This window comes from Roseateles koreensis (assembly GCF_028595305.1).
GTDB lineage: Bacteria > Pseudomonadota > Gammaproteobacteria > Burkholderiales > Burkholderiaceae_C > Paucibacter_A > Paucibacter_A koreensis.
On record NZ_JAQQXS010000005.1, the window covers coordinates 20771 to 38728 of the forward strand.

Here is a 17958-nt window from a genome sequence, read left to right on the forward strand (position 1 = left end):
TGCGATCTCAGCGCCGCTCGATCACCACGCTGGTGACAGCCAGAGCCAAGCGAACCCGCTCGGCCGCCTGGCGTGCATCTTCGCGAGAGGCATAGGGGCCCGCTTGCAGGCGGTGCAATTGCTTGTCCTTGAACACCGCCAGCCAGGGTGCCATCCAGTCGGCCTCCTGAACCAATTTTTTGCGGAAGGACTCGGCCCCGTCCAGCTTGGCAAATGCCCCAAATTGAACCCAAAAACCGGGCGCGGCCTGGCTGGGCATGACCCCGGGGCTGTCGGTCACGGGGCTGACGGGCGCCGCCACCTTGGCCAAGCTGGCCGGCTCCGGCGCTTGCAGGGCCCCGGCCCGTTCTGCCGCAGCGACGACAGTAGCCGGCGCGGCCACCATCTCTGCAACCTGACTGGCGCCTTGCGTGGTGACGGCTGCGGCGACTACCGGGTCCGCCGCACGGTCGCCCTGCCATTTGCCGCTGCGAATATCTTCATAGGTGATGCGTGTCACTTCCACATTGGAAACGCCGTGCAACACGCCCAGCTTGAGCGCGGCGGTGTAGCTCAGGTCAATGATGCGACCCTTGTGGAAGGGCCCCCGATCGTTGATGCGGACAATCACCTCCTGCCCGTTGGCGGGGTTGCGCACCCGGGCATAACTCGGGATCGGCATGGTGGCGTGCGCGGCCGTCATCGCGTACATGTTGTACACCTCGCCACTGGAGGTCGGGCGGCCATGAAATTTGTTGCCATACCAGGAGGCCAGCCCCCGCTGTACCAGCGGGGCATCGTCGGTGGCCGGCTCGTAGCGCTCACCCAACACCTCGTAAGGCTTGTTGGGCCCGCCTTTGCGGATGGCCTCAATTTGCGGGTTGGCATTTGGCACCCCCCGTAGATTGGGCGGAGGGGATGCATCCGCGCCGTCTTTATCCGGCCATTTGCCAACCGAGGCGGTGGCGCCCCCTGTGTTTTTCCCGGTGGCGGGTGGGCGGCTGGCACAGCCGATCAGACACAAGGTCAGGGTCGCCAGGACCAGCGCTGGGACCGTCGGGTGGCGCGTGCGACCTTGCAGGGGGCGGCGGTGAGGGGCTTTCGGGAGGGACATGGGCGCCACACTAAACCATTCAGCGGGCCTTGCCAAATCAAAGCCGGTAAATCATGGGAGGCGTGCGACTTCCGGCCGCGTAACGACTATGCAACGATCACGTAACGGCCGGGCTGAGCGGCTTGTACGGGCTGCGCAAGCAGAGCAAGTATGCTGTGAACCTTGTTGAGTGAGTCCTGACCCAGAGCACAAGCATGAGCACTTATGTCTTTCCGCTTCCCGAGCAACCCAGCGTGGCCGTGCGCGGCAGCAACGCCCGTTATGCCGTCAGCCGGATTTTTTGCGTGGGGCGAAATTACGCCGCCCATGCCCGTGAAATGGGTGGCAACCCCGACCGCGAGCCGCCGTTTTATTTCACCAAGCCGGCCAACGCCCTGACGCCCTCGGGCGCCACGCTGCCGTATCCGCCGGGCACGCAAAACTATCACTACGAGATGGAGTTGGTGGTGGCGATTGGCGCACCGGTGTTCAAGGTGACGCCCGAAGCCGCACAGGCTGCGATCTGGGCCTATGCCGCAGGCCTCGACATGACGCGCCGCGATTTGCAGGCCGAGGCCAAGGCCGCGGGGCGCCCCTGGGATACGGCCAAAGGCTTTGAGCAGTCGGCCGTGATTTCTGAGTTGGTGCGCGCCAGTGAAACGGGCCTGCTCAAGAGCGGCGCGATCAGCTTGGCGGTCAACGGGCAGCCCAAACAGCAGGGCGACCTGGGCGACATGATCTGGAGCATTCCTGAAATCATCGCCAATTTGTCGCAGCTCTACCATTTGCAAGCCGGCGACTTGATCTACACGGGCACGCCCGACGGCGTGGGGCCGGTCGTTCCTGGCGATTTGATAACAGGCAAGATCGACGGTGTGGCTGAGCTGACCTTGTGGATCGGCGAGCCCGCGTGAAAGCGTTTTGAGTTCTAAACTGGCGAGGATTGCCCCGCTCGGTTGTTTGCGTACTTCCCTTCAAATTCCACTGACCAAGCCATGTTCGACCACAACGAAACGCTGCAAGAAGCGCGCGAACGAAATATCCGCGATGCCTTGATGGAGGACATCGGCGTATGCGACTGGACCGCACAGCTGGTGCCGGCGGGCCGTCGGGTGACAGCCCATGTGCGTGTGCGTGAGGCAGCGGTGCTGTGCGGGCGCGACTGGTTCGACGGCGTGTTTCAGCAGATGGATCCCAGCGCGCGCGTCCATTGGCTGTACGACGAAGGGGCTGACATGGGCGTTGACACCCGGGTCTGCACGCTCGAAGCAGATGGCCGCGCGTTGCTTTCGGCCGAGCGCCCCGCGCTGAATTTTCTGCAAATGCTGTCGGCCACCGCAACGCTGACCCGTGCGCACGTGAAGGTGATTGAGGGCGCCAGCACCAACCCGCGCGGTTGCGTGGTGCTGGACACCCGCAAGACCATCCCCGGCCTGCGCCTGGCGCAAAAGTACGCGGTGCGGGTGGGCGGGGGTGCCAATCAACGGCTGGCGCTGTATGCCGGCATCCTGATCAAGGAAAACCACATCGCCGCCGCCGGCGGGGTGGGGGCGGCGCTGCGGGCTGCACAGGCTTTGAACGCCGGGGTCGATATCCAGGTTGAGGTGGAAAACATGGCCGAGCTGCAAGAAGCCCTGGCTGCTGGCGCCGTGAGTGTGCTGCTGGACAACTTCACCGAAGCCCTGATGCGCGAGGCCGTGGCGCTGACCGCGGGTCGCGCACTGCTGGAGGTTTCAGGCGGCGTGGCGCTGGACCAGCTGCGCTGGATCGCGGCCACCGGCGTGGACCGCATTTCAATCGGCCGCCTGACCAAGGACGTGCGGGCAGTCGACTATTCGATGCGAGTGGAGTGAGCCTGCATAACTCGTTACATGGGCTGACTGTGCAAGCCTGGGCAGCCCTTTTGCTGTCCTTTCGGCAGCGCGACTGGCTCAGCTGAACCAGTCCTCATCCGGCAGCTCGGCGAACACTCTTTTCAGGCCTTCGCCCCAGCCGGTGCGCAGCATGTTGAAGTAGGGGTCGCTGGCGGTGATGCGGTGCGGCTCGGCAGGCGCGAAGCTGTCGGCTCGGTAGAGCAGCATGTCGATGGGCAAGCCGACCGAGAGGTTGCTGCGGATGGTGGAGTCAAAAGAAATCAGCGTGCATTTGGCCGCTTCTTTCAGCGAGGTGTCAGGGGTCACCACGCGGTCGATGATGGGCTTGCCGTACTTGGATTCGCCAATTTGGAAATAGGGCGTGTCGTCGGTCGCTTCGATGAAATTGCCTTGGGCGTAGACGTGGAAGATGCGGGGCGGCTCGCCCTTGATCTGCCCGCCGACGATGAAGTTGCCGCCGAAGTCGACACCCTGGCCCAGGCTTTGCGCATTGGCGTCGCGAGCGACGATTTCTTTCACCGTGCGGCCCACCAACTCCGCCACGTCATACATTGAGCGGCGGTTGTACAGATGCTCTTTTTCGTCGACAAGGCGCTGGCGCAGCAGGCTCACGACGCTTTGGGTGGTGGCCAAGTTGCCGGCACTCAGCAGCGTGATCAGGCGTTCCCCCGGCACCTCGAAGATGCTCATTTTGCGGAAGGTGGCGATTTGGTCCACACCGGCGTTGGTGCGTGAGTCCGACGCGAACAACAGCCCCGCTTTGAGGCACATGGCGACGCAATATGTCATAGGTGAGAGCGACGGGCGTTCGGTCGTGAAAGAAGGGGAGTGAGGCCGATTATCCTCAACCCTGGGTTGTCAATCCTGCGGCTGGCTGGCGGCCAGCGTGACTTGTACCGCAGCTTGCAGGGCTTCAACACCCCCGCCCAGGCGCATGCCGCGCACGGGGCATGCGTCTAGGTAGTCTAGCCCGATGGCCAGTTTGACGTAGCGGGCGTCCGCCAGGCATTGGTTGGAGACGTCAAAACCCAGCCAGCCGCCGCCTACATCGCCCTTGCCCGGTAGGCGGGCCTCGGCCCAGGCGTGGCTGGCCACGTGTTCGGCGTCGGCCGCCAGGTAGCCGCTGACGTAACGCGTCGGGATGCCGAGCAGGCGGGCGCAGGTGGCGAAGACTTGCGCGTGGTCCTGGCACACGCCCAGGCGGCGGGCAAAGGCTTCGGCGGCGGGCGTGGCGGCATCGGTCGTGCCGGGGGTGTAGGGCATGTGCTGCCCCAGCGCGGTCATCAGCTCGTGCAGGCCCTGCAGGGGATCGCTCGATACCCGAGCCGTATAGGCCAACGCAAAGTCGCGCAAGGCGGCATCGGCCTGCGTCAGCGGGGAATCGCGCAAAAAAACCTGGGGCGGAAACGCGCCGTCTTGGGCGTCGGGCTGGGGAGGGGCATCTTCGGTCTCGATCACGCCACGGGCATAAAGATGGATCTCGCTGTGCGGTTTGTCCAGGGCCAGCACATGCATCGCATTGCCATACGCGTCCAGGCAGCGGCTGGCGTGTGCCGGCAGGCTCAGGTGCCAGCTGATCACCCGTTGGCGTGCGCCGTCAACGGGCGTCAGGCGCAGGTATTGGGTGCTCCGCTTCACCGGGCTGGCGTAGCGATAGACAGTTTCGTGATGGATGGCGAGGTGCACGGCGGGCTCTCAAGTGGTCAGTTCGCGTCGAAATAGGCTTCACGCACGGCATCGCCCAATTGTGCCGACTTGGTGAGAAAGGTGGTCAACCAATCGTGCACACCCAGGTCCAGCACTTCGTCCACCGTACCGTGGCGCAGGCGCAAGGCCATGCGCCCCGCGAGCTGCTTGACAATGCGGCCGGCGTCCAACGAGTCGGTGCGGGTTTCAATTTGCGGCAGTACCTCGCAGATTTCGTCGACGCAGGCGCGCAGTGAGCGGGGCACGTCGGCGCGCAGGATTAGCAACTCGGCCACCCGGCGCGCGTCCAGCCGGTCTCGGTACACGGCGTGATACGCCTCGAAGGCCGACAGCGAGCGCAGCAGCGCGCTCCAGGTGTAGAAGTCGGGGGCGCTTTCCACTTCAACCTTCACAGGCACCAGGCTGGGCTGGGCGGGTTCGATCAGCTGGGACTTCACGTCGAGCAGGCGGGCGGTGTTGTCGGCACGTTCAATGAAGGTGCCCAGCCGGATGAAGCAGTAGGCGTCATTGCGCTGCAAGGTGCCGTAGGTGGCGCCGCGTATGAGGTGCGAGCGCTCTTTCACCCAGTCGAAAAAACCGGACATGTCAGGCACGCCGCGCTTGGCCATGGTGCGGCCTTCAATCCAGGTGGCGTTGATGGCCTCCCACATTTCGCTGGTGATCTGCCCGCGCACGGCGTGGGCGTTCTCGCGGGCCTGGCGCAGGCAGCTCAAAACCGACGCGGGGTTGTTCAAGTCCAGGGCCATGTAGTGGAAGAGCCCTTCAGCTTCCAGCGCCTGATGGCTTTGGGTATAGGACTCCAGGGTGCCGGTGACAGCCAAGGGTGCGGCCAACTCCGTCATGGCGCCGCGTGATTGGGGCAGCAGGGACAGCGAATGGGTCACATCCAGCATGCGCACCAGGTTTTCGGCGCGTTCGACATAACGGCTCATCCAGTAGAGCTGTGCGGCGGTTCTACTCAGCATGACGGGCTTTCAGGGGAAGGGGGAGGCAAGTGCGCGGGGCGTAACTGGTGAGGGGGCGGTGGCGGGTACGCATCAGGCCTCCAGAATCCAGGTGTCTTTGGTGCCGCCGCCTTGCGACGAATTCACCACCAGCGAGCCCTGCTTGAGCGCCACCCGGGTCAGGCCGCCCGCGACCATGGTGACCTCACGCCCGGTCAGCACGAAGGGCCGCAGGTCGATATGGCGCGGGGCGATGCCGCTTTCCACAAAGGTGGGGCAACTGGAGAGGCACAGCGTGGGTTGCGCGATGTAGTTTGAGGGGTTGGCGCTGACGCGGGCGCGGAAATCCTCGATCTCGCTCTGTGTTGATGCCGGTCCCACCAACATGCCGTAGCCCCCGGCGCCGTGCACCTCCTTGACCACCAACTCGCCCATATGGGCCAGTACGTGGTCCATATCGGCCTTTTTGCGGCACTGCCAGGTGGGGACGTTGTACAGAATCGGCTCCTCACCCAGGTAGAAGCGGATCATGTCCGGCACATAGGGGTAGATGGATTTGTCGTCCGCCACGCCGGTGCCGATGGCGTTGGCCAGAATCACATGACCCTGCTTGTACACCGACAACAAGCCCGGTACGCCCAGCATGGAGTCGGCGCGGAAAGCGAGTGGGTCGAGAAAGGCGTCGTCGATGCGGCGGTAGATCACATCCACCCGTTTGGGGCCCACGGTGGTGCGCATGTACAAGAATTCGTCCTTGACGAACAAGTCCTGGCCCTCCACCAACTCGACCCCCATCTGTTGCGCCAGGAAGGCGTGTTCGAAATAAGCGCTGTTGAAAGGGCCCGGGGTCAACACCACCACGGTGGGGTTTTCGGCCTCGCTGGCGTGCCGCAGGGTGTTGAGCAGCAAGGTCGGGTAGTGGGCCACCGGCGCCACCGGGTAGCGGGCGAACAGCTCGGGGAACAGCCGCATCATCATCTTGCGGTTTTCCAGCATGTAGCTGACGCCGGAGGGCACCCGCAGATTGTCTTCAAGCACGTAGTAGCCGCCGTCCGAGTGGCGGATCAGATCCACGCCCGTGATGTGGGTGTAGATGCCGTGCGGCAGATCCAGCCCCTGCATGGCGGGCTGGTATTGCGCATTGGCAAACACCTGTTCAGCGGGAATCAGGCCGGCCTTGATGATTTCGTGGTCGTGATAGATGTCCCACAAGAATTTGTTCAGGGCGCTGACCCGCTGCCGCAGGCCGGCTTCCAGCATCTGCCACTCGGAGGCGGGCACGATGCGGGGCACGGTGTCGAAGGGGATCAGGCGCTCAGCGCCTGCCTCATCGCCATAGACCGCAAACGTGATGCCCACGCGGTGGAACAGCAGGTCGGCTTCGGCCCGCTTTTTCGCCAGGGCGTCGGGGGTTTGGGCATGCAACCAGTTGGCAAACTGTTGGTAGTGCGGGCGGATGGCACCGCTGGACAGCAGCATTTCGTCGTAATGGCCCGCGGCGGGGAGAGTAAGCGCATGCATGAATGACAAGACTCCGAAGGCGTGAACCCGATTGATGCATAGGCCATTGCAAGGCCTGTGCCCAGTGTGGTGGGCCAGTGTGCGCCGAAACCGGTCGATTTTGGTGCGCGACCGTACAGACTTGAGCCTACTGGAAATGCTTGCGCCGATTTGGTGCTTGGCGCAACGCTTCTTGTCGCTTTGTCCCTGACTTTGGGGGCAACACTGGCGATATGCTTGGCGAAACCGAGCATCTCTTGTTTGAGACCCCTTCGCCATTGCCCATTTTTCGCCATGCACGCATCGATTCGTCACCGTTGGAGTAGTTGTTTTGTCCGGGTCGTCCTGCTGTGGTTGGGCATGTGGTCCGGAGTTTTTGCACAGGTTTTAGTGCCCAGCGGTGGGGCCGCCTTGCCCGGCATGACTGCCAGCGCCGCGATGCCTTCTGCCGGGGACGAATCGCATTCGCTGGTGGTGTTTAACCGAGAGATCGCCATTTTTCGGGGCACCTTTTTGGGCACAACGCCCGGCGAACGTGCGCGCCGCGCGCAGTGGGCCATTGACGAGCAGTTGACGCGACTGACCCAGGGCGTGGTGAGCATCAACAAGGTGCCTCAGGGCCGTGTGTTGATGATCGACGGGGAGCTGGCTTTTTTGCTGGTTCCGGATGACGTCGATGTGGCTCGGCATGAAACGCTGGACAAAGCCGCCGCCAAGGCCAAATTTCAGCTCGAACAAATGATTGCGGAGACGCGTGAAAGCCGGGATGGCTCACGGCTCTGGCATGGCGTGATCGCGGCAACCATTGCATCAGCGGTGTTTTTTGCCTTATTTGCCCTGGTGCTGCGGGGCCGCAACCTTCTCAGCACCAAGCTGGTGTGGTTGGTGGGAAAAATTACCGGCAGCCTGCAAATCGCCGGTGTGCAGTTGTTGCAGCGCGACCGCTTGGCGGCGGCCACGCGCCTTGTCGTTCGCCTGCTCAGCTGGGCCGTGCTGACGCTGCTGACCTATCAATGGCTGAGTTATGTGCTGAGTAAATTCCCGTACACCCGGCCCTGGGGTGAGCAGCTCAGCGACTACTTGTTTCAGGTGGCGGAGCGCCTGGGCACCAGCGTGCTTCACGCCTTGCCGGACCTGTTTGTGGCGGTGGTGATTTTCGCGATTGGCCGCGGCGTGAACAATATGCTGGCCACCTTGTTCGACCGTATCGAGAACGGGGATGTTGTTTGGGGCTGGCTGGACCGCGACACCGTGCGACCCACCCGGCGCATCGTCAGCATCGGCGTCTGGTTGTTTGCACTGGTGATGGCCTACCCCTACCTGCCGGGCTCCGGCAGCGAGGCATTCAAGGGCGTGTCGGTGCTGCTGGGCTTGATGATTTCACTGGGTTCGTCCAGCGTGGTGGGTCAGGGCGCCAGCGGCATGATCTTGATGTTCTCCCGCACCATCCGGGTCGGCGAATATGTGCGCATTGCCGACCATGAGGGCACGGTGACAGAGCTCGGAATGTTCACCACCCGCATTCGCACCGGTCTGGGCGAGGAGTTGACGCTGCCCAATTCGGTGGTGCTGGGGACAGTCACCAAAAACTATTCGCGCACGGTCAAAGGGCCAGGCTTTATCGTCGACACCACGGTGACCATTGGGTATGACACGGCATGGCGTCAGGTGGAGGCCATGCTTGTCGAAGCCGCACGCCGTACGCCAGGTGTGCTGAATCATCCCGCGCCGGTGGTGTTTCAGACGGCGCTGTCAGATTTTTATCCGGAGTACCGCTTGGTGTGTCAGGCCGTTCCTGCCCAGCCCCGTCCCCGGGCGGAGGTGCTCAGCACCCTGCACGCCAATATTCAGGATGTGTTCAACGAGTATGGCGTGCAGATCATGTCGCCGCACTACTTGGGCGACCCGGCGCAAGCCAAGTTTGTGCCCAAGAGCGCCTGGTTTCCTGCGCCCGCCAAGCCCGAGTGAGCGAGGTCGGCGCGGGGTAGCTGGCGCAACGCTGTCGTGACGGTCAATCCAGCGGAAAATTCTTGAAGACGTGTACGCCCAGGGCGCGCGCGAATTCGGCCGCGTTGCCGCTGCCCAGCTTCCAATGGGCCACGATGCCAAGGCGTGAGTCTTGGGCGACGCGGAGTGTGTCCAGTATGACGCCCAGGCGCTGCGCTTCTTCGCGAACGACGCTTTCAATCTCCATCATTGTCAGCGTGGGCTTGAAGATTTTTCCGACTGCAGTCAGCGGCAAGCTGGCAAGAATCCGGATGGCCTTGGGCTGTGCGGCTCGCTCGCCAATGAACTCGGCGGCATACGCCATCAAGTCGGCCATGCTGACGGTGCTACCGGCATTCAACTGCACATAGGCTACCGGCACTTCGCCGGCATAGGCATCGGGGCGCCCCACGGCAGCGCTCATGGCCACGTCAGGGTGTTTGGCCAGCGCTTCTTCGATGGTTTTGGGGTCGATATTGTGGCCGCCCCGGATGATCAACTCCTTTTTGCGGCCGGTCAGCCAGAAGAAGCCGTCGGCGTCTTGGCGGCCCAGGTCGCCAGAATTGAGCCATCGGCGCGTGACGCCATCGGGCCCGGGCGCTTCAAAGAATGTGCCTCGGTTGTGCGCTTCATCCAGGTATCCGGGCATGACGTTGGGACCGTTCATGCAAATTGCACCGACTTCGTCAGTGCCGGCCCATCGCAAGAAGTGGCCGGCTTCATTGCAGACGGCGACCTGCATGGCCTGCCAGGGCAGCGAGAATCCGATGGAGCCGATGCGGGCCTGGCCATCGCCTGGATTGACGGACGCCGCGCAGGTGGTTTCTGTCAGGCCATAGGCTTCCAGGATGCGCAGGCCCGTTTCAGCCTGAACCCGCAGGGCCAGTTCCACCGGCAGGGGTGCCGCGCCACAAACGGCATAGGTCAAAGACGACAAGTCATGGCCGGCAACGGGCACTTGCATCAGTCCGGCATAGATGGTGGGCACCCCGGAGAACGACGCCAATTTGTAGTGCTCGACAATTTTCCAGAAGTTCGCAACCAAGCCCGGGGCGCGATAGCCCGCGGGCGGGGCAAGCACCACATGTGCCCCGGCGGCAAAGGCGGCCAGCCCGGTGCCGATCTGCGCATTCACGTGAAACAGGGGCAGGGCCGTCAGGACATTGCGGCCGGGCGCCATGAACAAATCCTCCGCCACGGCCACGAGCTGCAGGGCGTTGGCCGTTTCATTGCGGTGCGTGTGGCGGGCAATCTTGGGCAGCCCTGTGGTGCCCCCCGTGCAAAGGTAGGAGGCCGTGTCCTGTGCTTTCGGGGGTTCAAAGTTGAGGCCGTCGCCGCGCTCTTGCTGCAGTGCTGCATGAAAGTCCAGGACCGGGCGGCCTTGCAAGGTGGCGGGCAGCGCCGCCATTGCATCGGGCCGGGCCACATCGCCTGGCAAGTGGCGCATGGGGTCAACCACCAAAATGCCCTGCACCGAGTCGGCTGCTGCCAAGGCCTGCCCGACACGCGCCCAGGTCTCGGCGTCCGCTGCCGGGGCTGTCGTGACCAGCCAGCGCGCATGGGCCGCATTCAGCAGCTGACCCATTTGCGCGCTTTCGATCATCGGGTTGATGGCGAAGACAATGCCGGCCGTCTCGCCGCCCCAGATGGTGAAATGGGTTTCGGGCAGGTTGGGGAGCACAAAGGCCACCACGTCTTTGCGTTGAATGCCCAGGCGGCGAAACAGGTTGGCGCTGCGGGTGATGTCGGCCAGCAACTCGGCATAAGTCCAACGCTGCGGGCGCTTGAAATCTTCGGCGTGGGCGAAGAAAGACAAGGCAGTGGCCGTAGGCCATTTTTTTGCACTCTCTGCAATGAGCGCGTAGGTGCTGGTGTGCGTTGAAAATGGGTCGGGCTGGGCGGCTTCCAGGCTACGAATGTCTGCGTTGTGACGAATGAGCATGCGGTGTCTCCTGTTGTTGTGGGTTGAGGCCGGCCAAGTACCTCGTACCCTTTTCAAGGAATGAGTATGCGATTCTTGGTGATGACAAAAAAGGTTGAATGCGGACGGAAAAGAGATGGATTCGGACAATCTGCGCGTCAGGCGCTCAGCGTTCGGGTGTACACCGTTGCACAGCTGCCATCGGGTCAGCAAAATCCCATCGCCGCTTTCGGCTGTCGACGTGCTGATGGTTTGACTGTCAATTCCTCTTCTTTTTTCAACCCTCACTTTTTATGCCCACCAGCAGCGCCAGTCTTTTAAAACGATTTCATGAAGAATGCGTTCGCGACGTTGAATGCCTGTTTCCCGACGTGTCGGCTTACCCGCGTGGCAAGCTGATGCCCGCTGCGAGTTTCGCGCGGGGGCAGGAATTGCGCATTGCCCAGGCCATTTCCATGCAGTGCGTCACGGGTGATTATTCTTATGACCCGATTTTTCCCGATGAAGACCCGGACGTTCGCCTGATCCCGGATCTCGCCACGCTGAAGCCGGTGCCCTGGAGTTCGGTGCCCCGTTATCTTGCAATCCATGATTGCCTGGAGCTCAGCGGCGAGTTGTGCGCCTTTGCGCCGCGCTCGGTGCTCAAGCAGGTGTTGGCGCGTTACGAGGCGGTGGGCTTGAAGCCCGTGGTGGCGCCCGAAATCGAGTTCTACATCACTGCAGCCAATGTCGACCCGACGCAGCCCTTGGTGCCGCCCACCGGGCGCGGTGGGCGCGCGGAGGTGGGGCAGTCGGCGTTCAGCCTGAACATGCTGAACGAGTTGGCGCCGTTTTGGGATGAGTTCCACGCTGCCATCGACACCTTGGGCATTGGCGGCGACACCTGGATCCATGAGGTGGGCGTCACCCAGTACGAAATCAACCTGACCCACGGCGACCCGCTGACCATGGCAGACCAAGCCTTTTTGTTCAAGTATGCAGCCAAGGAAGTGGCCTTGAAGCATGGGCTGAATGCAGTGTTCATGGCCAAACCCATGGCTGGCCAGGCTGGCAGCTCGATGCACCTGCATCAGAGCGTGCTGGACGTGCAAGGGCACAACATCTTCAGCCTGCCCGATGGCAGTGCCAGCCCGGAATTTGGACATTTCATTGCGGGCCTGCAGCGCTACTCGCCCGATTTAATGCTGGTCTACGCGCCGTTTGTGAACTCCTATCGCCGCTACGTGACCGGCAGCCAGGCCCCTGTCAACTTTCACTGGGGGCATGACAACCGCACCACCGCCTTGCGCGTGCCGATCAGCTCCGCTGCCAATCGCCGGGTGGAAAACCGCGTGGCTGGCGCCGATGCGAATCCGTATCTCGCCATTGCCGCGAACCTGGCCGCCGGCCTGGCGGGTTTGCAAGACAAGCAAGCCCCCACCCAAGCCCTGGTGGGCAATGCCTACGATCAACCGAAAAGCCTGCCGCGCAGCTTTGTCTCCGCCCACGAGCAAATGGCCGCCAGCACCCATGCCCCAGAACTGTTGGGCGCTGCGTTCGTGCAGGCCTATTTGGCCGTCAAGGCCCTGGAGTACGACAGTTATCTCAACGAGATCAGTGCCTGGGAGCGTCGCTTTCTTGTGCCGCAGGCTTGAGTGGGGTGGCGGGTTGTCAGAACGAAACCTGCAGGCTCAAGGCGCTTTAACGTTTGCAAGAAGACGGCCGGTTGCTGCCTGCACGTCAAGCAAAAGCGAGCCCCTACTCATTCTCAACGAGTGCTCGACCGGCGCCGCGTTGCCGAGAGGGCGAAGACGGCTCCAAGTGCCAGCGCCAGCGTGCCAGGTTCAGGCACCGTGGTGTCCAGCAAGGTCCAGGTGCCAGGCTTCGAATAGTTGTAAGCCAGATTGAGCCCACCCTCTTCCAGCACCAGATCTTCGTCACGTTGTGTGAGGATCGAACCCTCCAGAGGAAAGATAGCCACCTCCCAGTTGGAGATATTGCCGCTTCCGTCGGTACTCACGCTGAGGAAGTCATCCATGTGGTTATAAGCAGACCCGTCCGTGTACTGCTGGCCGCCGCCCGAAATGCCGTAGCTCAGGAGGCCGGCGCTTACGTGGTCGGCCAGGTGCGGAATGTTGATTTTTGTATTTGGAGCAAGGGCGTGGAGAAAATCCAAAGTCACCGAGACATGCCGTCCGATCATGGAACTGTCACCTCGGTTGAGCGCGTTTCCTGTGTAGGTGTAGACCACATCGGCCTGAGCCATTGAGGCCACCAATGCAGCGCCTAAGGCGAGTAGCACGCGGAACCGTCCGGCCATTTTCGAGTTTGCCATCTCACCCCCCCTTGATTTCGACCGCCGGATAGTACGGCCTCGGCTTGCCCAGCCCCTCCCCCGGTATAGGGGGGGGCGTGATGGGGGTGCGGGTTCTCAGCGCGACTACTCAACGTGCCACTGCGGGGCGGGCCGTATCAGCTGCGCGCTTCAACAATATGGGTGGCCGTACTTGCGATAAGGCCTGTGGTGGCAATAAAGCCAACTTATGCCCGACTTGTCACTTTGTGAACCATCCTGATTCACTAATCTGGTGCGACCGGCAAGAATCGAACTTGCGCCTAAGCCTTCGGAGGGCCCAATGATATCCACTTCACCACGGTCGCAGGGAGGGCAGCCGGCATTCTAACCGGTAGTTCGGGCACTGTCGCCGGGTGGTGGGGTGTTGGGGTCACAATGGGCCGTTGCATGGAGTTGGCGTGCGTTTGGAGGGCCTGCCGATGGCGGATTTGAGTCGTATTCCTGCAGTTTGCGCAAAGGCCCTCGTGGCTGTTGTTGGCGTGACGTTGATGTGGGGCGGTGGGTGCGCTGCTGCGCCGCTGGTGCCTGGTGATGCGGCCACTGAAACGACGCCATCTGAGAGCGCAAACGTCAATGCATCCGCATCAAATGCCAAGCCGGTGAAGGTGCTGTTCGTGGGCAATAGCTTCACCTTTGGCCGTGTCGATCCGGTGCTGAGTTACAACGCCGCTCAGGTGCATGATTTGACGGCGGCGTTCAACGCACTGGACCCGCGCGGTACCAACAGCCATCCCGCTGGAACGCCCGGCGAAGGCTCGTTCGAGCCGCATCCCTGGGGCGGTGTCCCGGGGGTGTTCAAGAAGATGACCGAGCAGGCCGGGCTGAATTACGAGGTGTCTTTATCGACCCGCAACGCTTTGCCGCTGCGTGGTCATTTTTTGAACACGCCGGGTGCGGCCTGGAATTTGCGCGGCAATGTGGCGTCGCAAGCCTGGCAGAAAGTGGTGCTGCAAGAGTTGAGCGATGGCACCCTGCCGGAGGGCAAAGGCAAGAGTGCCCATCCGCAGATGTTCAATGTGTATGCCGATTTGCTGGAGCGCTTCATCCATCAGGGGCAGGCCTTGCAGTCGACCGAGGCGCAGTGGTTTGGCGGTATGGCGTCTTGCCAGGTGGCCGGTCTGTCGGCTGACACCTGTGAAAGAGTGCATGTGATCGCGGCCAATCCCCATGCCAGTGCGCAGACGCAGGTGTATCTGGTGCAGACCTGGGCCCGGCCGGATATGGTGGAAGCCCATGTGCCGACCCATCCGGACAGGGCCAGCCCTGACGGCGCGCCGCTGCCTCGGCAGGGTCAGGCGCTGACCCCCCGCTATTACGCCAACCTGGCCGAGATGAGTCGTGATCTGCGTGTGGCTGCTGATGCCAAAGTGGCTGGCAACCTGGGGTTTGCGGGCGTGGTGCCCGTGGGGGATGCCTTTCAGCGTGCGGTGGATACCGGCGTGGCCCAGGGGCGTGGGTTTTTTGCCTCGTCTGATGCGACGACAGCAACCGCAACAGCGGCAGGCCTGGACCTGTGGTGGTTGGACCGCATCCACGCCAGCAAATTTGGCTCTTATCTGAGTGCCTTGACCCTGTTTGGTAGGTTGACTGGGCTCAATCCGCTGAGTTTGGGTGCAAGCGAAACGGCGGCGCGGGACTTGGGCATCACGCCTGCACAAGCTCAGGCCTTGCAGGAAGTTGCGGCCGCACAGTTGGCCGCCAGCAAGCGCTTGCCCTGAGCGGTACATGGCGACACACGGGTTTGTCTGCGGTCCTGCAGTCGCGCTGGCGCCACGTCGCGGGTGCAGGGCGCGGCGTAAGTCGCTACTTGGCGACTTATAATCTCGCGGTTTTGGTCCCGCAGTTGTGGGGCCTCGCATTCCTACTGCCGAAGCCAACGAGGATTTCATGAGCGGAACCCCTGATCACGCGAACGACCATCACGAAGAAGACGCGCATACCGGGCCGATCAAGACGCCCAAGCAATTGGCTTGGGCTGTGTTCTTCGCCTTCTTGGTGCCCATCATCGTGATCATCATGTTGGCCAACTATGTGTCGACGGATGCCAAGCCTTCCGCCGGCACCGAAGCGCTGGACGCCATGGCCGTGGCCGCGCGTATCCAGCCCATTGGTTCGATCGAGATCAAAGACGCCAGCAGCGTGGGCGTCATGAAAACGGGTGAGCAAGTGTTCCAGGCGCAGTGCTCGGCCTGCCACGCTACGGGCGCCGCAGGGGCACCGAAGTTTGGTGACCAAGCAGCTTGGGCCCCGCGTATCAAGACCGGCTTCGAGGCATTGCTGCACTCCGCCTTGGGCGGCAAGGGCGCGATGAGCCCACAGGGTGGCGGCGATTTCAGCGACTATGAAGTGGCCCGCGCCGTGGTGTACATGGCCAACCAGGGTGGTGCCAAGTTCGACGAGCCCAAGGCGCCCGCTGCAGCGGCATCTGGCGCCGCGTCGGCTGCTGAGTAAAGACCTTTTGAGTGAAGCGCTATTGACGCGCCGTTTGTGCGCTTTGTGCTTCAACTCCTGAAAAACCGACCTTGGGTCGGTTTTTTTACGGCTGAGGTTGAAGCACCACCTTGAAATCTTCGAGCAAATCGCTGAAGGCGCGGGGCTGCGGGTCCCATTGACCGGCCTGCACGGCTTCGGCAGCCCAGAGCATGTCCATGCTGTGCACGAGGCCCATGCCCAGGGGCGTGGCGAGGAAGAGGCGGTCGTGCTCGTCCATGAAGCTGGCGCTGACGTCCGTGGTCAAGCCCGTATGGCTGGTGACTTGGTGGTGGGTCAGCACGTTAGCGGCCACACGCCAGATCCAGGGTGCCGCTTCCAGTTCCAAGTAGACCCGCTGGGGCCCGTTCTGGAAGAACCAGCAACCGCGATCGTCTGCCGCGTAATTGCGCTGAATGAATTCACGCAGTTTGTCGTGCGTGACGCGGCTGCCCTTGACCTGCGGGAAGGGGCCGGCCGCTTGCGTGCGCTCGTCGCGCATGTACCAGTCGCCGCGGGCATCCAGCGCCAGCCAGCCGTAGCAATGCGGCACATGGGGCCATTTTTTCAGGGCGGCTTCGACGATGGCGTCCATAAGGGGTCAGAGTCTGTTCAGGGCAGATGGGTGGCCAGCCAGTTGCACACCTGGTCAGGCATGTCGAGCACATGGCCGGGCGGCAGCCCGCGGGGAAAGCCCACATGCCCCCCCTGTGCAGGTTGCCACAGTGTGACATGGCTGCCCACCTCCGTCTGCGTGGGCAGGCTGTGGGCTGGAACGAAGGGGTCGTTGCGGGCATTCAGCACCAGCGCGGGGACGCGAATATGGCGCAGGTGCGGCTTGGCGGACGCGCGCGCCCAGTAATCTTCGGTGTCTCGGAAGCCATGCAGCGGGGCCGTGAACAGGTTGTCGAACTCGTATAGATTCTTGGCTTGCCGCAGGCGTTCGCCATCGAACAGGCCCGGGTGCTGGGCCAGCTTTTCAAGCGCCTTGGGCACCATGGAGCGCAGGAACATGCGGGTATAGACGAGCCGATTGAAGCCTTCGCCGATGGCGCGTCCTGCGGCGGCCAAGTCCAGCGGCGAGCAGACCGAGCAAACGGCGTGGACGCTGCGCGCTGCGTCGCTGCCGCTTTCTTCGGCCCAGCGCATCAAGGCATTGCCGCCCAGCGACACGCCAGCGGCGATCAACGGGCCCTTCCAGCGCGCTTGAAAGCGCTTGAGCATCCAGTCGATTTCTTCGAAATCGCCGGAGTGGTAGGCGCGTGGCGCCAGATTCAATTCGCCCGAGCAGCCGCGAAAATGCGGCAGGGCAAAAGCCCATCCACGTGCTCGCGCCATGCTGGCAAAAGCTTGCGAAGAGTGGCTTTGCGTATTGCCCTCCAACCCGTGGAAGAGCACGAGCAGTGGGCGCGTTATGTTTGCCGGCGTTGCGTCCGTGGGCGCTTTCGGCGGGGCCTCGGCCAGCCAATCCACGTCAATGAAGTCGGCGTCCGGGGTTTGCCAGCGTTCGCGCTGAAACCGCAGTGCTGGCGCAGGGCTGTTGCGCGACATCAGCGCGGGCCAAATGGTTTGCGCATGCCCACCGGGCAACCAGCCAGGGGCTTGATAGTTCATGGTCAAAGGAGCATCAACTTGTTTTCGATTCGACAACCGGCCCCACTGTCGGGGCGGCGTGTGGGGCCAGCTGCCCTCAATGCAGGGTCGCTGGTTCTTCGACAATTTCCTGGATGTCGTGGGCGGTGCCGGGGCTGGCGTGGTGCACCACCATGCGCCATCCAAATGCCGTTTTCAGGTAAACATTGGTGGCAATCACCCAGGCACTTTGGCGGCCTTCGGGCGTTTCCAGGTGAATGCGCTCCAGCACTTGGTGGATGGCGGTGTCGCCGGTGTGGATGCGCCGCACCCGCTCGGGCGTCACGTTGATGGCGCCTTGCAGAAACACGGTTTCAAAGGCGGCGCGAATCGCGCCACAGCCCACCAGGCGGGGGCCGCCGGGATGCACGCAAGAGACTTCTTCTTCGTCAGCCCAGACGTCCATCAGCCGGTCCAGATCGGCCGATTGCAGCGCTTCATAGAACTGCTGCTCGGTGTCTTCGGGGGCGGCAAGCAGGGCGGCGGTCTGGGCCTTGGGTCGTTGCATGGCTGTGGGA

Annotated in this window: 16 protein-coding genes and 1 tRNA gene; 6 read left to right on the forward strand and 11 right to left on the reverse strand. The window is 62.7% G+C overall.

Annotated features, from left to right (window positions below; translation table 11 throughout):
- Nucleotides 1–7 precede the first annotated feature (7 nt).
- A complete protein-coding gene (locus PRZ01_RS06405; RefSeq protein WP_273595942.1) occupies nt 8–1093 on the reverse strand; it encodes a septal ring lytic transglycosylase RlpA family protein in 1086 nt (361 codons plus the stop codon).
- A 194-nt stretch (nt 1094–1287) separates the two neighbouring features.
- On the opposite strand from PRZ01_RS06405, the gene PRZ01_RS06410 reads away from it, so the two are divergent.
- Together PRZ01_RS06410 and nadC are read left to right on the forward strand one after the other, a co-directional pair.
- Nucleotides 1288–1986, forward strand: a complete 699-nt coding sequence (locus PRZ01_RS06410; RefSeq protein WP_273595943.1) for a fumarylacetoacetate hydrolase family protein — start codon at nt 1288–1290, stop codon at nt 1984–1986.
- A gap of 81 nt (nt 1987–2067) precedes the next feature.
- On the forward strand, nt 2068–2925 hold the full coding sequence (gene nadC / locus PRZ01_RS06415) for a carboxylating nicotinate-nucleotide diphosphorylase (protein ID WP_273595944.1): 858 nt from the start codon (nt 2068–2070) through the stop codon (nt 2923–2925).
- 78 nt (nt 2926–3003) lie between these two features.
- Here the strand turns inward: nadC and PRZ01_RS06420 are convergent, their stop codons facing one another.
- The 4 genes from PRZ01_RS06420 to PRZ01_RS06435 all read right to left on the reverse strand — a co-directional run bounded on the left by PRZ01_RS06420 (nt 3004) and on the right by PRZ01_RS06435 (nt 7118).
- Nucleotides 3004–3735: a proteasome-type protease gene (locus tag PRZ01_RS06420; RefSeq protein ID WP_273595945.1), complete on the reverse strand. Its 732-nt coding sequence runs from the start codon at nt 3733–3735 to the stop codon at nt 3004–3006.
- A 69-nt stretch (nt 3736–3804) separates the two neighbouring features.
- Nucleotides 3805–4632: a transglutaminase family protein gene (locus PRZ01_RS19230; protein WP_273595946.1), complete on the reverse strand. Its 828-nt coding sequence runs from the start codon at nt 4630–4632 to the stop codon at nt 3805–3807.
- Nucleotides 4633–4649: 17 nt separating this feature from the next.
- Nucleotides 4650–5618, reverse strand: a complete 969-nt coding sequence (locus tag PRZ01_RS06430; protein WP_273595947.1) for an alpha-E domain-containing protein — start codon at nt 5616–5618, stop codon at nt 4650–4652.
- Between the two features lie 72 nt (nt 5619–5690).
- Nucleotides 5691–7118, reverse strand: coding sequence for a circularly permuted type 2 ATP-grasp protein (locus PRZ01_RS06435; RefSeq protein WP_409993813.1), 1428 nt, complete (start codon nt 7116–7118; stop codon nt 5691–5693).
- A 399-nt stretch (nt 7119–7517) separates the two neighbouring features.
- Here PRZ01_RS06435 and PRZ01_RS06440 point away from each other — a divergent pair, with 399 nt between their 5' ends.
- Complete coding sequence (locus PRZ01_RS06440; protein WP_273595948.1) at nt 7518–9065, forward strand: mechanosensitive ion channel family protein; 1548 nt, start codon at nt 7518–7520, stop codon at nt 9063–9065.
- A gap of 43 nt (nt 9066–9108) precedes the next feature.
- Here the strand turns inward: PRZ01_RS06440 and PRZ01_RS06445 are convergent, their stop codons facing one another.
- Nucleotides 9109–11025: an acyl-CoA synthetase gene (locus PRZ01_RS06445; RefSeq protein ID WP_273595949.1), complete on the reverse strand. Its 1917-nt coding sequence runs from the start codon at nt 11023–11025 to the stop codon at nt 9109–9111.
- 272 nt (nt 11026–11297) lie between these two features.
- On the opposite strand from PRZ01_RS06445, the gene PRZ01_RS06450 reads away from it, so the two are divergent.
- Nucleotides 11298–12638 (forward strand): glutamine synthetase family protein, encoded by a 1341-nt coding sequence (locus tag PRZ01_RS06450; RefSeq protein WP_273595950.1) that lies wholly within the window; start codon nt 11298–11300, stop codon nt 12636–12638.
- A 113-nt stretch (nt 12639–12751) separates the two neighbouring features.
- Here the strand turns inward: PRZ01_RS06450 and PRZ01_RS06455 are convergent, their stop codons facing one another.
- Together PRZ01_RS06455 and PRZ01_RS06460 are read right to left on the reverse strand one after the other, a co-directional pair.
- The gene (locus PRZ01_RS06455) at nt 12752–13318 is read right to left on the reverse strand and encodes a PEP-CTERM sorting domain-containing protein (RefSeq protein ID WP_273595951.1); all 567 of its coding nucleotides are present in this window, start codon (nt 13316–13318) and stop codon (nt 12752–12754) included.
- Nucleotides 13319–13569: 251 nt separating this feature from the next.
- A tRNA-Arg gene (locus PRZ01_RS06460) sits at nt 13570–13644 on the reverse strand.
- Between the two features lie 114 nt (nt 13645–13758).
- On the opposite strand from PRZ01_RS06460, the gene PRZ01_RS06465 reads away from it, so the two are divergent.
- Both PRZ01_RS06465 and PRZ01_RS06470 read left to right on the forward strand, forming a co-directional pair.
- Nucleotides 13759–15057 (forward strand): SGNH/GDSL hydrolase family protein, encoded by a 1299-nt coding sequence (locus PRZ01_RS06465; RefSeq protein WP_273595952.1) that lies wholly within the window; start codon nt 13759–13761, stop codon nt 15055–15057.
- Between the two features lie 169 nt (nt 15058–15226).
- Entirely contained in the window at nt 15227–15790 is a 564-nt protein-coding gene (locus PRZ01_RS06470) for a c-type cytochrome (RefSeq protein WP_273595953.1), read from the forward strand.
- Between the two features lie 85 nt (nt 15791–15875).
- On the opposite strand, the gene PRZ01_RS06475 is transcribed toward PRZ01_RS06470, so the two are convergent.
- The 3 genes from PRZ01_RS06475 to PRZ01_RS06485 form a co-directional block, all read right to left on the reverse strand.
- On the reverse strand, nt 15876–16403 hold the full coding sequence (locus PRZ01_RS06475; RefSeq protein ID WP_273595954.1) for a DUF2946 family protein: 528 nt from the start codon (nt 16401–16403) through the stop codon (nt 15876–15878).
- A gap of 17 nt (nt 16404–16420) precedes the next feature.
- On the reverse strand, nt 16421–17422 hold the full coding sequence (locus PRZ01_RS06480) for a YheT family hydrolase (protein ID WP_273595955.1): 1002 nt from the start codon (nt 17420–17422) through the stop codon (nt 16421–16423).
- Nucleotides 17423–17498: 76 nt separating this feature from the next.
- Nucleotides 17499–17948, reverse strand: coding sequence for a YybH family protein (locus tag PRZ01_RS06485; RefSeq protein WP_273595956.1), 450 nt, complete (start codon nt 17946–17948; stop codon nt 17499–17501).
- Between the last annotated feature and the right edge of the window lie 10 nt (nt 17949–17958).

What these genes read in the sequence shown, in the direction of transcription:
- PRZ01_RS06405 (WP_273595942.1), bottom strand. Translation starts at nt 1,093, where the DNA reads ATGTCCCTCCCGAAAGCCCCTCACCGCCGCCCCCTGCAAGGTCGCACG.
- PRZ01_RS06410 (WP_273595943.1), top strand. Translation starts at nt 1,288, where the DNA reads ATGAGCACTTATGTCTTTCCGCTTCCCGAGCAACCCAGCGTGGCCGTG.
- nadC (WP_273595944.1), top strand. Translation starts at nt 2,068, where the DNA reads ATGTTCGACCACAACGAAACGCTGCAAGAAGCGCGCGAACGAAATATC.
- PRZ01_RS06420 (WP_273595945.1), bottom strand. Translation starts at nt 3,735, where the DNA reads ATGACATATTGCGTCGCCATGTGCCTCAAAGCGGGGCTGTTGTTCGCG.
- PRZ01_RS06430 (WP_273595947.1), bottom strand. Translation starts at nt 5,618, where the DNA reads ATGCTGAGTAGAACCGCCGCACAGCTCTACTGGATGAGCCGTTATGTC.
- PRZ01_RS06435 (WP_409993813.1), bottom strand. Translation starts at nt 7,118, where the DNA reads ATGCATGCGCTTACTCTCCCCGCCGCGGGCCATTACGACGAAATGCTG.
- PRZ01_RS06440 (WP_273595948.1), top strand. Translation starts at nt 7,518, where the DNA reads ATGACTGCCAGCGCCGCGATGCCTTCTGCCGGGGACGAATCGCATTCG.
- PRZ01_RS06445 (WP_273595949.1), bottom strand. Translation starts at nt 11,025, where the DNA reads ATGCTCATTCGTCACAACGCAGACATTCGTAGCCTGGAAGCCGCCCAG.
- PRZ01_RS06450 (WP_273595950.1), top strand. Translation starts at nt 11,298, where the DNA reads ATGCCCACCAGCAGCGCCAGTCTTTTAAAACGATTTCATGAAGAATGC.
- PRZ01_RS06455 (WP_273595951.1), bottom strand. Translation starts at nt 13,318, where the DNA reads ATGGCAAACTCGAAAATGGCCGGACGGTTCCGCGTGCTACTCGCCTTA.
- PRZ01_RS06465 (WP_273595952.1), top strand. Translation starts at nt 13,759, where the DNA reads ATGGCGGATTTGAGTCGTATTCCTGCAGTTTGCGCAAAGGCCCTCGTG.
- PRZ01_RS06470 (WP_273595953.1), top strand. Translation starts at nt 15,227, where the DNA reads ATGAGCGGAACCCCTGATCACGCGAACGACCATCACGAAGAAGACGCG.
- PRZ01_RS06475 (WP_273595954.1), bottom strand. Translation starts at nt 16,403, where the DNA reads ATGGACGCCATCGTCGAAGCCGCCCTGAAAAAATGGCCCCATGTGCCG.
- PRZ01_RS06480 (WP_273595955.1), bottom strand. Translation starts at nt 17,422, where the DNA reads ATGAACTATCAAGCCCCTGGCTGGTTGCCCGGTGGGCATGCGCAAACC.
- PRZ01_RS06485 (WP_273595956.1), bottom strand. Translation starts at nt 17,948, where the DNA reads ATGCAACGACCCAAGGCCCAGACCGCCGCCCTGCTTGCCGCCCCCGAA.